This window comes from Vibrio sp. R78045 (assembly GCF_042466085.1).
Classification (GTDB): domain Bacteria; phylum Pseudomonadota; class Gammaproteobacteria; order Enterobacterales; family Vibrionaceae; genus Vibrio; species Vibrio cyclitrophicus.
The window spans coordinates 978,562-992,388 of sequence record NZ_JAXHBS010000008.1 but is presented as its reverse complement, the minus strand read 5'-3'; the positions used below and the strand labels follow the sequence as shown (position 1 = coordinate 992,388).

Here is a 13,827-nt window from a genome sequence, read left to right as displayed (position 1 = left end):
TAGTAGGGTAAGCTATGACGTCTAGAATTCCATTTTATATCTCTATTTTCCTGCTCATCGTAGCAGGTATAACGTTGAGTATGTTCAGACATACCACCTACGGCGTACCTTGGACTCCAGGGGAAACCAGGCAAGTTTGGGATGTTGAAGCTCGCATCGAGTTCAACGCAGTAGGTAAAGAAGCAAAAGTTTCACTAGCCGCTCCTCATACTCAGTCTAACTATACGCTTATCGGCGAATCGGCTTCATCACCAGGTTACGGTATTTCTTATTTGAATACTGAATCAGGTCGCCGTGCAGAGTGGTCTATTCGCTATGCAGATGGACCGCAAACCATCTACTACAAAACACAATTCTTAGTCGACAACCAAGCAAAAGTGAACGATACCCCACCAGAGGGGGAAGTTACACAGCCAAGTTTCGACGGTCCAGAGGAAGCGGCATCTCTTGCATTGATCGATAGAGCGACTAAACGTTCAGCTGACAATCTAACGTTCACTCGTGAGCTAATCAAAACGCTTAACGATCCTGACAGCCAAAACTCAGCGCTGATTCTGAACAACATGACGAAAGTAGAAGCGACACACAAGCTACTTTCAGCAGCAAAAATACACAACAAAGTAGTTGGTGTTATCGAACTGGAAGATGGACGCCGTCGTCAATCCATCCAGAACATGATTCAAATTTGGGATAATGACCAATGGATTTTATTCTCTCCTGAATCAAGCCAACAACAAGTGCAACAAAACCTACTCATCTGGGATGAGTCGAACGTATCTCTATTGGACGTTGTAGGTGGCCAGAACAGTAAAGTTCACTTCTCTATGATTGCTCAAGAGGTTTCGCCAACTGAAGCAACCAACAGCAAAGTATCAGCTGATCAGCTATTGAACTTATCAATCCACAGCCTACCGTTAGAAGAACAAGCGATGTTTAAAACCATCATGCTGATCCCTATCGGTGCCCTAATTGTTGTGTTCTTACGCGTCATCATCGGTTTGAAAACGTCTGGTACGTTCATGCCGGTACTGATTGCGGTAGCGTTTGTTCAAACTCAACTTGTAACCGGTATTGTCGGCTTCCTATTAATTGTCGGTACAGGTCTTGTCATACGCAGTTACTTGTCCAAACTCAACCTCTTATTGGTTGCAAGGATATCCGCCGTAATCATTACGGTGATCATGATTATCTCCGTGTTTACTGTGGTCGCGTTTAAAGTAGGGTTAACTGAAGGGCTATCCATTACGTTCTTCCCAATGATTATCTTGTCTTGGACTATCGAACGTATGTCTATCCTTTGGGAAGAAGAAGGCGCGAAAGAAGTTGTACTGCAAGGCGGCGGCTCACTATTTACTGCGGTACTTGTTTACTTAGGTATGACTAACCCGTTCATTCAACATTTAACGTTCAACTTTATTGGTTTGCAGCTGGTTATTCTAGCGACCATCTTGCTACTAGGTAACTACACAGGCTACCGCCTAACCGAGCTTCGTCGCTTTAAACCGCTAGCGGAGGACTAAGTTATGTTTGATCAATTTACTTCACCGTTTAAGTTGAAAGACAAAGGCATAATGGGGATGAACAAGCGTAACCATAGTTATATTGGTCGCTACAATGATCGTTCCAAGTATCCACTGGTTGATGACAAGCTTAAGACTAAGATCATTGCTGAACAAGCAGGTGCAACCGTACCAAAGTTGATTGGCGTGATTGGTCATCAAGCTGAAGTAAAAACAATCCACAAGATGGTTAAAGAGTGGCCAGGTTTTGTAATCAAGCCAGCTCAAGGTAGTGGCGGTAAAGGCATTCTTGTTGTTACCTCTCATAAGGACGGCGTTTATACTAAACCATCCGGTTCAACCATTAATGAAGAAGATGTAGAGCGCCACATCAGTAACGCGCTAGCTGGCCTTTTCTCACTCGGTGGTAAGAATGATGTCGCTGTAGTTGAAAACCTGATTAAGTTCGATGAGTGTTTTGACGGCTTCAGTTACGAGGGTGTGCCAGATGTTCGAATCATTGTATTCAAGGGCTACCCTGTAATGGCAATGATGCGTCTATCCACTTCCGCATCTGATGGTAAGGCGAACTTGCACCAAGGTGCTGTGGGTGTCGGTATTTGTATCGCAACCGGCAAGGCCGTTCGTGCGGTTCAGTTTGACCATCCAGTGACACACCACCCAGATACGGGTAAAGAGTTGGCGCTACTTCAGGTGCCGCATTGGGAGAAACTGCTGACCCTTGCATCAAGTGCTTGGGAAATGACGGGGTTAGGCTACATGGGGACGGACATGGTTTTAGACCAAGAAGAAGGCCCAATGGTACTGGAGCTCAATGCTCGTCCTGGATTGGCAATACAAATTGCAAACGGTGCTGGTTTATTACCTCGCTTGCATCATATTGAAAACCTAGGCACACCCGCTGAATATCCTAAACCTGCAGAGCGTGTTGCCTACGCTGCTAAGCAGTTTGGTGTTCACGGAAACGAAATAGTTCCGAGCTAAGCTCATCTAATAAAAAGCCAAACGACTGAGCAAGTAATTTATACTGAATCTAGCTCAATAAAAAACCGCATAGCTCTGAGAGTTACGCGGTTTTTTAATACCTGTAATTTAACTTAACGAACCGAGCGAAGCCTCTGCTACTTCACTCTCAGGCTCACGAATGGGATCAATTCGCACAGCCGCCACCTTAAACTCAGGGATCTTCGCGTGTGGATCCGTCGCTGTCGTCGTTAAACGGTTAACCGGTGATTCGACAAAATGGAATGGAATAAATACCACGCCCTTTTGCATTCGCTTAGTTACAAAAGCCGCGATTTCTATTTCCCCACGACGCGTTGATACCTTGAGCATCTGACCATTCGAAATGCCTAACGCTTCAGCATCATGAATACTCACCATGGCACGTGGCCCCGCTAAGTTATCCAGGCCTTTGGTTTTACGCGTCATAGTACCTGTATGGAATTGCTCTAGGATACGCCCTGTCGTTAGAACTAACGGATACTCTTCATCCGGTAACTCCGCAGCGTATCTAAACGGAATCGCCTCCATTTGACCACGCCCACGGGTAAATTGGGTCTGGTGCATGATACGAGTGCCATCAGGGTTATTCTTATTACTCGGCCATTGCACGCCATTGACCGTAATATTCTCCCAACGTAAACCACCATACTGTGGTGTTACACGTGCTATCTCATTGGTGATATCGGCAACGGTTTTATAGTCCCAACCACCGCCCATCGCATTGGCCAGCATTTGGATAATCACCCAATCTTCTTTCGCATTACCGGGTGGATTAACCGCAGCATTAATACGCTGAACACGACGCTCTGTATTGGTGAAGTGGCCAGATTTTTCAGCAAACGAGCAAGATGGTAAAACAACATCAGCATACTGCGCCGTTTCGGTTAAGAAAATGTCTTGGACCACAAGGAAATCTAAAGCTTCAAGCCCTTCAATTACATGCGCTTGATTTGGGTCACTGAGCACAGGGTTTTCACCCATTACGTACAAACCGCGAACATTCCGATGGCAGGCGCCATCAATAATTTCAGTAAGCGTTAAGCCCGTTTCAGCAGGAAGTTCGGAAACACCCCACTCCATCGCAAACTTCTGGCGCACCATCGGGTTATAAACCTTTTGATAACCCGGCAAGTTGTTTGGCAAAGCCCCCATATCACAAGCACCTTGCACGTTAGATTGTCCGCGTAAAGGGTTAATACCACCACCTTCAATACCAATGTTGCCACACAAAAGTTGCAGGTTAGCGATTGAGCGTACATTGTCGTGGCCTGTGGTGTGTTGTGTAATCCCCATCGAGTAATACACCGCTGTGCGCTCTGCAGTACCAATCAAACGTGCCATTGCGAAGATGTCTTCCGCTTTAACGCCAGTCACCAATTCCACTTTATCGAGAGAGTAGCTTGGTGACATGACCTCTTGGAGCAAGGTATCAAAGCCATCCACACGATCTTCGATATAATCTTGGTCATACCAACCGTGTTTGATGATCTGCTGCATCACACCATTAATCAGCATCACATCAGTACCCGGGCGATGCGCTAAGTAGAGTTCCGCATGGTCCGCAATATCGATTCGTTTTGGATCAGCGACGATCAATCGCGCTCCACCATGTCTCACCGCTTGCTTGATATGTGAGCCTATAATTGGGTGTGCTGAAGTCGTGTCTGAACCTATGATAAAAATCACATCTGAGTGCTTGATACTTGGAATATCATTGGTCATTGCACCGCTGCCCAGCGAAGCCTCTAAACCTGTAACAGTCGAAGCATGACAAAGACGAGCACAGTGGTCGACGTTGTTAGTTCCAAGTTCTCGACGTATGAATTTTTGGAATGCATAGTTATCTTCGTTAGTCGTTTTAGCTGACGAGAAGCCCGCCAAGGCATTGCTACCAAAACCTTGTTTAATCGCGGTAAACTTATCTGCAATGAGCGCAATCGCTTCATCCCAACTAGCAGGTTGTAACCAACCATCTTTGCGTATTAGCGGCGTAGTTAAGCGTGCATCACTACCAACAAAATCAAAACCAAATCGGCCTTTAACACACAACATGCCTTCATTAACCGGAGAGTTTGCGCCTTCGATGTAGCGAATCTTATTTTGCTTTTCATCAACGTGCATGGTTAGCTTACAACCCACACCACAGTAGGTGCAGATAGTATCGACTTTCTTAAGAGTATCGGTGTCACCTTGCTTTCTATCACGCGCATCCACCATCGCACCGGTAGGACAAGCCTGAATACAAGAGCCACATTGAACACAGTTAGAATCACCCATTAGTGTCTTGTCTGCTCCAAAATTAGGGCGACACTCAGGCCTTGATGCTGGCTTGCCATTTGACTGATTCATGAAGCTTAGAACACCATGAACATTCTGTTCGCGACAAGCTTGGATACACTGACCACAACTGATGCAGCGGTTGGCGTCAAAGATGATGAATTCAGAACTGTCATCGACAGCAAACTTCTGCCGTGTCGAACCAACTTTGGATTCCTCTGCACGAATCACCTGCCAGTTCTCATTCGAAGCCACATCGATTTTGTACTCTGGATGTGTTTGCGTGGCCTTGTATTCAGTCGAATAATCTCTCAGATCACAATCTGTATTTGCTTGGCAGCCACATTCTAGGCATCTCGCTGCTTCCGCTATTGCATCTGCATTATCAAAGCCTGTTTCAACTTCATCGAAGCTTTGCTCGCGTTGTTCTGGGGTGAGCTCTGGCATGATTTTACGCGCCATGCGCTGTATAGATTTGTATTGCTCAGGATCGACTGCTTTTAGCTGCTTGTGCTTTCTTGAGTTGAACGGTTTAGCGGGAATATTTTCCATATCACCGTTGAAGAATCGGTCAATCGCTTGCGCAGCAATACGCCCATCTCCTACCGCTTCTACTGCCGTCGCAGGACCACGTCGAAAGTCACCAATACTAAATATATTACCAGTGCCCGTATACATCGTCTGCGGATCAGCGTCCGCGGTATTCCAACGTGTCAGTGGAATATCAATCTCTTCGTTATCCATAAAGCTTAGATCAGGCTTTTGCGATACTGCAGCAATAACGGTATCAAATGCTTCAGCAAAGAATTCGCCGGTTGGTTTAGGGCTACGACGACCTGAAGCATCAGCAGGACCTAAAGCCATACGCTCCAATCTTATCTCTGTTACATGGCCATTTTCATCGGCTATGTTTTCTACCGGGTTAGTCAAAAAGTGGAACTTCACACCTTCATGTTCAGCTTCTTCTATTTCGTAATCTTCTGCTGGCATTTCATCTCGAGTGCGACGGTAAATTAGCGTGGTATCAGCGCCATCACGTACCGCTGTTCGAGCACAGTCAATTGCAGTGTTACCGCCACCGATCACTGCTACCTTTTTTCCTGTGACATACTGCTGATCGGTCACGTAATCTTTAAGGTAATCGACACCCAAATAGCAACCACCGAGCTCGCTACCCAGATAGTTCATTTCAACCGCTTGCGATGCACCAACCGCTAAACAAACGGCATCGAAACCGTTGCTTAAATCAGACAGTGTAAAATCGACGCCCAGTTTTTTGTCACACTCAACCACCATTCCATTACGACACATGAGTTCGATTTCTTTATCTAAAATCGACTTAGGTAAACGATATTCAGGGATACCATAACGCAGCCAACCACCTGCTTTGGGCATCGATTCATAGACACTGACGTCATAGCCTTCGTTAGATAGATAATAACCTGCAGTAAGACCGCCAGGGCCACTGCCGACAATTGCGATGCTCTTACCCTTATTTGGTTTCTTAGCTGGCATATAGCTCTCTTGAGCCGCTAAGTCAGCATCGGCAGCGTGTCGCTTGAGTTGGCGAATCGCGATCGATTCATCGACCAAATTACGACGACATTCAGTTTCACAAAAAGCAGGACACACACGACCAATTGAAAGTGGCATTGGTAATGTCTTTTTAATCACTTCAATCGCTTTAATGTGATCATTTTGAGCAATATGGTGCAGGTAAGATTGGATATCGACCCCAGCAGGACAAGCCGTTTGGCATGGCGCCTCACAGTCAGCGTAATGATTTGTCATTATACGATTTAGTGCTTCTTGTCGATGAACAGTCAGTTGCTTTGACTGAGTCGTAATCTCCAACCCATTAGACACTTCAAGCTCACAAGAGCGAGTCACACCAACGCCATCTACCTCAACAACACACAAATCACACGGTACTTTATCCGCTGTTTTGTTCAAACCACATAAAGATGGAATCTCCAAACCACATGTTTTTGCCGCTTCAAGAACGGTTTGTCCTTGTTCGACGATTCGAAATTTCCCATCAATGACGATTTGAATCATAACTATGTCCTGCCTTTACCTTTCGCAAATTTGCGAGTTATCAATAATTGAAAAATAAGTAATACAATATTATTAATATTATTAAATCTATGTCATTACCATACATTATTTGTGGTTTTGTGCGTGTGACCTCAAACAAGTTCCATTGATAATACCCACAATCTATGAGTGGTCTTATCCGTGCATGAGAAAGACTGAAACAACAGTTGCATGAATATAGGAAAACGTATGAATGATAGAGGGCTGGATAACTTGTAAGGAGTAAGATTTGAGGTACAAAAAAGCCCCTATTGATTAGGGGCTTTGAATAAATATCATCGAGGCGCTATCGAGCTTATAGCTTAGCTATCAAGGTCATAACTCGGCTATCAAGGTTATTGCTCAGCTTCTTCGAGAAGCTCTTGCACCGGAGATGCCGGTTTGTTTTGGGCAAAGCCTCTTAGTCCAACAACGTGTACATGTTCGTGGTCTTTGAAAACCTTACGAACCAGTTTGTAGGTTGTGCCTTTCTCTGGGCTAATGTTCTCTGGCGCAGCAATCAGAAGTTGCATACCTAAACGGTCACACAGTTCAAACAGCGTAGAGATCGACTTAGAATCCAAACGTGCGGCTTCATCAAGGAACAACAAACGACATGGAACGATGTCTTTACTACGAAGTCGACGAGACTCTTCTTCCCAGCTCTGAATAACCATCAATAGGATTGATTGACCAGTGCCGATCGCTTCACCTGTAGACAATGCACCAGATTCTGCTTGTAACCAACCATCTGAACCACGGTTAACTTCAACACTCAGCTCTAGGTAGTTACGGTAATCGAGTAACTCTTCACCCAGCACTTGCGGAGAACGTTGACCCGTGTCGATATGTGGGTTCACACGTTGGAACAACTTCGCCATCGCTTCTGAGAAAGTAAAGCGCGTTGATTCGAACAAGTCTTTATGTTGTTCTTGTTGAGTCGCTAACCCTGATAGCAAGATCTCGTGGCTTTCACGGATCTTAACGTTCAGACGTACGCCCTTAACCTGACCAAAGTAAATGTTAGACAGACCTTGGTTCAGCATTCGAATACGGTTCTGCTCGCGCTGAATCGTTTTCTTGATGATACTAGCTACTGACTCAGAGCTAATCGCCAGGCGGTTTTCACGCTGCGTCAGTTCTTCTGTTAGTCGAGCTAGCTCTACTTCCATCTCTTCGATTGCTTCGACCGGATCATCCGTATGAATGATGTCTTGGCGAATACGCTCACGGAGGTGCTGGTAAACCGCAATGTAGAACAGAACCTTACGCTCTGGATGTGCGTTGTCTTCAGATAAACGCAGTGAATCACGTAAATCGTCATTGTCAGCGACAGCCAGACGTAGCGCACCCAGTGATTTATCCGACATAGAGCGAAGCTCGCCCGCCGTTAGGTATGCCAGTTCACGCTTGTGTAGGCGACGTTCAACATCATTTTCACGAGCTAAGCGAAGTACTGAACACCAGCCAGCTTTGGCTGCAACTACAAAGGCACGAAGCTCTGTGTACTCTTTCTGTACTTTCTTAAGACGCTTAGCCAGTGCTTTCATCTCAAGCTCTGTTGACGTAATCGTACGCTCGTATTCGCTCTTACGGCTGCGAGACGTGTGCAAACGTTCTTGAAGCTCGTCACGACGACGTACAGCACGCTCTTCAGCGCCTTCATCAGCGTTTACGCCAAACTCTTGTAGCTCTTGTTTGAACTCTTGAACCGTTTCTTGTTTCGCTTGATGTGAGCTCTTCAGTGCCGCCAATACTTGGTTGTATTGGTTCATCTGTTCGCGAGCTTGCTTCAAGCCATCGCGGCCTTTAGTTCTTGCTTGTTCAGCTTGAACCAATTTCGCTTTTAATTGCTCGCTCAGTTCACTGCTTTTATTAAGCAAATCAACAGAGTCCGCGTAAGCAAAGTAGTGACGACGCTCAATCAAATCAGACAGCGCGAACACTTTACCTTTTAGCGTTTGTAGCGCGTTGTCTGCTTGACGATATTCGGCTTCCAAAGCTTCGAACTGCTCCGGGTCAACGTCTAGTGCAGATACGATTTGCTCTAGAGAAGTAAGCGCTTTACCGTGAGTATTCAAGTAAGACTTGGCTTCACTTAAACGCTCTAGTTGCGCTTCCAATTCAGCTAAGCGATCAGCCAATGTTTCGTCTTCTAAAATACGAACCATTGGCGCTAATTTATCTAATGCACCAAGTGCCTGCTTGCTTTGTAGAAGCTGACTGCGTTGCTGCTGCTCTTTAGAGTTAAGCTCAGCCAGAGAACGAACAATTTGATTACGCTTATCACGAATCGCAGCTAGTGCTTGTTCTGGGTCTGCGTTAAACGCAACGTGCAGATGCTTCGCAACAAAGCTATTAAATGCTTGGTATAGTCGATTCAATTTTTGAGAGTCAAACGCGGCTTTGGCGTGGTTTTCAACGACCACATTACGCTCTTCACGCAATTTTTCTAGGCGTTGTTCACGAGCCGCACGGCCAAATAGCGGGATCTCAGGGAAGCGAGAGTAACGCATTTGGCGATCGTTCAGTTGAACACACACCGCACCTTCAAGCTCATCGGCATTGAATGAACTATCATCAAACGCGTCTACATCACCTTCTAGGATATAAAGGTCTTCTGGACAGTCATCAAGATCGACCAGTTTCTCTTTAATGCCATCCAAATCAGAGACCACAATCGCATGACGAGCTGGACCGTACATCGCACTGAAGTAGGGTGCATCGCCAATGGTGATATCATCGTAGATCTCAGAAAGCAGCACACCACCAAGGGTATCTGCTAGGCCCTTCAAGCGAGGATCGTTTGAACCACCTGGAGATGCTAAACGCTCAATTTCTTGCTCAAGTTCAGCGCGGCGAGTGGCTAGCTGATCTTTTGCTACTGCTTGAGACTTTTCGTCTTCAAGCACTTGCTGCATTTGAGTCATCACTGCTTGGCTGTCTTCTAGCTCAGCTTCTGTTTGGTCTCTTAGCGCTTCAAGTGCATCGTTAGCTGTAATCCACGCCGGAGCAATTGATTCAAGCTTCTGAATCTCTTGGTCGTAGTTTAGTTGTACACGACGTTGCTCACTCTTCGCTTCACGCAGTTCTTCTTGAGCGTACTCTAGAGACTCGATCTGCATGGTATGACGTTCGCGTTCTTCATCGAAAACCGCTTCGTCAGTCAGCGAAACGTTATGTTGTTTTTGATATTCGATCGCAAGCTCTTTTGCTTGACGCTGCTGTGCTACATCACGAGCTATATCGCGGTGCTGAGCACGCCACTGTTGTTCATTTTCAACAACGTGTTTGGCATTGCGGCCTTTTTCTAGGGCTTGTTTAGCACTGTGAGACGCATCTTTACGCTCAACATCGCCAACAATGCTCTTAACAAGAGACAGCGCTTTGTCGAACTGTGCAGAGGCAGCAGAAGACATGTCGAGCTTATGTTTCGTCGCCAGTAGAGTTTGAGTACTTGATTCTTCCTGTGCTTTTAGCTCTGAAACCAGAGTTAATGCGCTTTCTGCAGTGATAGATTCATCACCAAGCAGCTGCTTAGTTTTCTCTAATGCTTGAACCGCTTGCTGGTATTGAAGTGCACGAGTCTGCTGAACATCCAACGCTTGTTGGTAATCAGCAAGCTGAGTTTTCAGGCTATCCACTTCTTCTTCAGTAATGGTTGCCTGCTCTTCAGCAAGAAGTACTCGCTCTTGAGCTTCTTCAACCACCATCATCTGCTCTTCTAGACGCTCATTAAGCTCTTCTAGATCTTCGCTATAACGAGCAATTTTCTCTTGCTGGCGAAGTGCAGTTTGAACCAACTGAAGATGATCCGAAGCCGCTTGGTAATCTTGCTCTAGTGCCGATTCTTGGTCGACAAGTAACTCTAGTTCTTCTTGAACGCGGTTCAACAAGTTGTTTTGATCAAGCAAGGTTTCACGAGAACCAAACAGTTCACCACGGAACTTCATGGTTTGATCAAGCTTGTTGCGACGATCGTTGGCATGGCGCATGTAATCTGCTGCCACGTAATTGGTCGATTCCGTGATCAAGTGCTTGAACAAGTCACGATCCGACTGAGTTGTCTTGATCGCTTCTAGCGTCATGCGGTTCTCGCGCAGTGCCGATTCCATATCTTGGAATGCTTTCTTCACACCACCATTTTGCGGTAGAAGGTAATCACGCAGAGAACGTGTAATCGCACTTGAGATACCACCGTAAAGTGATGCTTCAATTAGACGGTAGAACTTAGAACGGTCGCTGCTGTTACGCAGTTTCTTCGGTACTACACCGTACTCAAACATCTGTGAGTGATAATCAACAATAGAAGAGAATGCTTTAAAGTGAGCGCCTTCGTATTGTGCAACTGCTGCTTTCACATCGTTCAATTGACATACACGAGCGTGGCTGTCTGAAACGTTCTGAATCAGTACATCCGTTGGTTTCACATGGCTAGGAAGGCCTTGGATAACGAACGGCTTGATGTCTACTTTCTTGTCACGACCCGCAACTTGCTGCAGTTTTACTGCAAACAACAGGCGTTGATTACGAGAGTTCACAACATCTAGCGCCGCATAACATGCGCCAGGTTGAAGCTTACCGTAAAGGCCTTTATCACGAGATGACTGCGAACTGCCCGCTTCCGTTGTATTACGGAAATGTAGAAGGCTTTGGTCTGGGATCAGTGCTGTGATGAATGCCGCCATTGTGGTCGACTTACCTGCACCGTTACCGCCAGAAAGCGTTGTAACCAATCCATCAATATCAAAAGTACGTGCGAAGAAACCGTTCCAGTTGACCATGGTTAATGATTGATACTTACCTCTTTCAATCATGCTTCACCTTCTACTTTTGTTTGTTCGCCGTCGTTTGACTCAAGGTCAAAGTCAGCTTGATCGTTAAAAATGTCTTGTTGACCGTTTTCATCTATGCCTGCATCGACTTCTGATACAGCTTCTGCTTGCTCTTCATTCAACAAGCTGCCTTGGTTAGGCTCTTGCGTATGCACCACAGCTTCACCGTCACGGATAAGGCGTAATTGCGCTTCTTTCATGTCATCGCCAACACGAACGTCAGCACCAAAGCGGAATACCGCTTCGCTGATACGGAATTTTCCCGTTTCGCCAATCGCAATCAGCATGCCGATACGACGTAAGCGACGTAGAGAAGTACGCACTTTTTCAAACAGCTTTTCTTTGTCTAGGTCAGAACCAGACGCACGGTTGGTTGCTAGCTTCATGAGTTTTTTCTCATCCGCTAACGACATCAACTCATCAAACAGCTCTTGGTTGGTGAAGATACCTTCATGAGCAAGGCGTTCTGGGCTTAGGTATAAGAAACACAACACTTTACCAACCAACATGTCTAGCTCAGACAATACACTACGACCAATCAGAGACGTAGAACGCGGACGCAGGTAAAAGAAGCCTTCTGGCGCTTTCACAAGCTCGGTGTTGTAGCGTTGGTAGAAATGCTGAAGCTCAACTTCAAAATCAGACAGCAACGCGTGGTTATCTAGGTCTTCGGTTGAAACATGCTTGCCTGAACGCAGCATGCTGTCTAGCGCAGGGAACAGTGGGTTCGCTATCGCTTTTACCAGTTTCTCTGGCATGTAATCATCAGTACTTGTTAATGACATTTGCTTGTACCTTTGCACCGAAATCGTTGATTGCCTGCCAATCTGGCTGAATAGCCTGATAGTCAGACTCTGAGTAACCTAAGCGCACGGCTTGGTCGACAACAATTCTGGCTAAATCAAAATGGTGTGTGCGAGGGTGTGCTGCGAGGTAATCGCGTAACACAAGGCCAAGGTCAATTGGCGCGCCTTGCTGTTTGTGAGCTTTTAACATCTCTGCAATTCGTTCTGAAAGCAGATCATTCACTTGCTCAAATTCTTCGTACTCTACGTCGATCGGCGCTTGTCCCATCACTTCGTCATCACGAAGCACAAGCGCTTCATCACGAAGATCAGTCAGTTTATCAGCATCGGCGTAGGTCAATAACCATGGCGCATCAAAGTAGTCGGTAACCGACTGGCGCAAGCGTTGGCTAAAGGCACGGTTTTTATCCATATCAATCGCGGTACGGATAAACTTGTGAACGTGGCGGTCGTAGCCGATCCATAAGTCGATCGCTTGTTGGCCCCAACTTGTGATTCGGTCGAGCTTCATCTGCAAGCCAAACAGAGTTTCGCCAACGAACTCGAGTTCATCATCACCGTAAACAATTTCTTGAATATCGAGGATCTGTGTTTGCAGTTCATCACCCGCCGCTTGCAAGGTGTCTTGCAATTCTTTTAGCGTGGACGAGGTTTCTGATAGCAAGGTTTCACAGTTGTTAATCGCCTCTCGCCAATCTTTGTTTAAAAGGTCGGCAATTTGCTGCTTAACGGTTTGCTGCTGCTCATCCATAACACGTTGGTTAAGATCGATCTGATCGAAAATCTCACCAACAGAATACTTGAGCACACCGTAAACGTTCTTTCTCCAATGTCCTGGAGTTCCACCTTTTTGCGCTGCTTCAATAGCTTTTGCCATCTCATCTGCAACCATCGAAAGTTGAATCGACAGTTTTAACTTAGAGAATTGACGGTGACGTAAGTAATAATCTGAAATTCCGATCGCAAGTGGAGAAAGACGATAAATACTTGCACCGTCGGTGATCTCACTAGTAAACCGGCTAATCAACTTCTGTTTAACCAACTCATTGATGGCGTTGTTGGCACGAAACGCAGACGCTTCGCCAGTATCTTCAAACAGTCGAGTGACGATAGTAAATGCATCGTGCAATTCACCCTCGCCCAACTCTTCATCGAACCTTTCATTGCTTAGTACTGCGATAGCAATCAAAAATGCTAAGCGCTCTGGTGGCAAGTTTAATGAAAAATCATGCTGCTTGACCCAGCCCACCAACTCATCAATTGGCTGCTCTTCGGCAGTTTGAGTCATTTCACTCATTGTGGTTCCTG

The 13,827-nt window shown here is 45.9% G+C and carries 6 protein-coding genes; 2 read left to right on the top strand and 4 right to left on the bottom strand.

What is annotated here, in order from left to right:
* Positions 1 to 14 precede the first annotated feature (14 nt).
* Together SJY39_RS06930 and SJY39_RS06925 are read left to right on the top strand one after the other, a co-directional pair.
* Positions 15 to 1,520 carry an inactive transglutaminase family protein gene (locus SJY39_RS06930; RefSeq protein WP_016786660.1) on the top strand — a complete coding sequence of 502 codons (1,506 nt, stop codon included), beginning with the start codon at positions 15 to 17 and terminating at the stop codon, positions 1,518 to 1,520.
* A 3-nt stretch (positions 1,521 to 1,523) separates the two neighbouring features.
* Positions 1,524 to 2,504, top strand: coding sequence for an alpha-L-glutamate ligase-like protein (locus tag SJY39_RS06925; RefSeq protein ID WP_010437811.1), 981 nt, complete (start codon positions 1,524 to 1,526; stop codon positions 2,502 to 2,504).
* Positions 2,505 to 2,612: 108 nt separating this feature from the next.
* Here the strand turns inward: SJY39_RS06925 and fdhF are convergent, their stop codons facing one another.
* The 4 genes from fdhF to mukF all read right to left on the bottom strand — a co-directional run bounded on the left by fdhF (position 2,613) and on the right by mukF (position 13,816).
* Positions 2,613 to 6,860, bottom strand: a complete 4,248-nt coding sequence (gene fdhF, locus SJY39_RS06920) for a formate dehydrogenase subunit alpha (RefSeq protein ID WP_016789276.1) — start codon at positions 6,858 to 6,860, stop codon at positions 2,613 to 2,615.
* Between the two features lie 374 nt (positions 6,861 to 7,234).
* Entirely contained in the window at positions 7,235 to 11,695 is a 4,461-nt protein-coding gene (gene mukB / locus SJY39_RS06915; RefSeq protein WP_016789277.1) for a chromosome partition protein MukB, read from the bottom strand.
* Positions 11,692 to 12,498, bottom strand: coding sequence for a chromosome partition protein MukE (mukE, locus tag SJY39_RS06910; RefSeq protein WP_016783843.1), 807 nt, complete (start codon positions 12,496 to 12,498; stop codon positions 11,692 to 11,694). Before mukE ends, mukB begins: the two co-directional genes overlap by 4 nt.
* Complete coding sequence (mukF, locus tag SJY39_RS06905) at positions 12,479 to 13,816, bottom strand: chromosome partition protein MukF (RefSeq protein ID WP_016783842.1); 1,338 nt, start codon at positions 13,814 to 13,816, stop codon at positions 12,479 to 12,481. The genes mukE and mukF overlap by 20 nt, the downstream gene beginning before the upstream one ends.
* Between the last annotated feature and the right edge of the window lie 11 nt (positions 13,817 to 13,827).